Below are 891 nucleotides of genomic sequence, written 5' to 3'. Positions count from 1 at the left end.
TCGACACCGGCGCGCTCGACGGCATGCTTGATCGCGTGGGCCGCAAGGCTCATCGGCGCGGTGATGTTGAACCCGCCACGACCGGACTTCGCCAGCCCCGTGCGCGCGTAGGATACGATTACGGATTCACGCATTCGCCTTCTTCTTCCTTCGGACGCTCTCGATCGCGGCAATGTCGACCGGCGGCGCAGGACGCTTTAGCTCGTCATGCCAGAACTTGCCGGCTTCGATGCCGCCCATCACGATTCTCGTGCGAGTGTCCAAGTCATCGACGCCGAGCAAATCCTCATCGCGCTGCGACGAGTCATAGGTAAGAACCGCGATTTTGGCGGGTGCAGGCAGCTTCCGCGGCAACGCCGGCATAAGGAGCAGGCTCGGCATCACTTCGTGAACTCTCACCGAGGCGGCTACAGCCGCCTGATGCCGAATAGAGAAGCCGCAGCTTGAGCTTATCGCGACAGCGTCTCGATCCACTAGCCGACGGGCGGCTACGATATAAGGCCGGGGTTCGTCGGGGAGCAGCACGACGCCGAGAGAGAGTTCAGCTTGCGATGTCATAGATGCAGCTTAGCTGCGGCTGCGGGCAGAATTCCTCCAAAAAAGAGGCATCTGTTTGAGAAATAATGCGCTGATCGAAAGAATATAAAGTAGTTTGCGAAGACGCTTCGCAGAATTCACGACGGCGAGTGCGGCGCGATCGTCCGCTGCGGGCTGAGGTACATCCATGCGGTCGTGCGGGCCAATGCCGCCCGAGCGAGAGGCAGACTGGCGGATCCACTGCTCTTTCTGGCTTCGTTGAAACCTCCAACGAAGTTGTTTGGCCAGCGCGCGAGTTGGTCCGATGCTGCGGACTATTGCTGGCGCCGAGAACCGATGGTAAGCGCGCCATCG

Annotated in this window: 2 protein-coding genes and 1 pseudogene; all 3 read right to left on the bottom strand. The window is 60.3% G+C overall.

Annotated features, from left to right (window positions below; genetic code table 11):
- Window positions 1–134, bottom strand: a pseudogene (locus AC0L2O_RS36245) (acetyl-CoA C-acyltransferase); the annotation flags it as partial.
- Window positions 127–558, bottom strand: a complete 432-nt coding sequence (locus AC0L2O_RS36240; RefSeq protein WP_473373127.1) for an aspartate/glutamate racemase family protein — start codon at window positions 556–558, stop codon at window positions 127–129. The gene AC0L2O_RS36240 and the pseudogene AC0L2O_RS36245, both read right to left, overlap by 8 nt.
- Before the next feature lie 9 nt (window positions 559–567).
- On the bottom strand, window positions 568–891 hold a 324-nt coding region (locus tag AC0L2O_RS36235; protein ID WP_473373126.1), incomplete at its 5' end, for a hypothetical protein.

It is taken from the genome of Bradyrhizobium sp. Kon10 (genome assembly GCF_055807395.1).
Note: the sequence above shows the minus strand (reverse complement) of the source record. Positions and strands in the feature narration are given on the sequence as shown.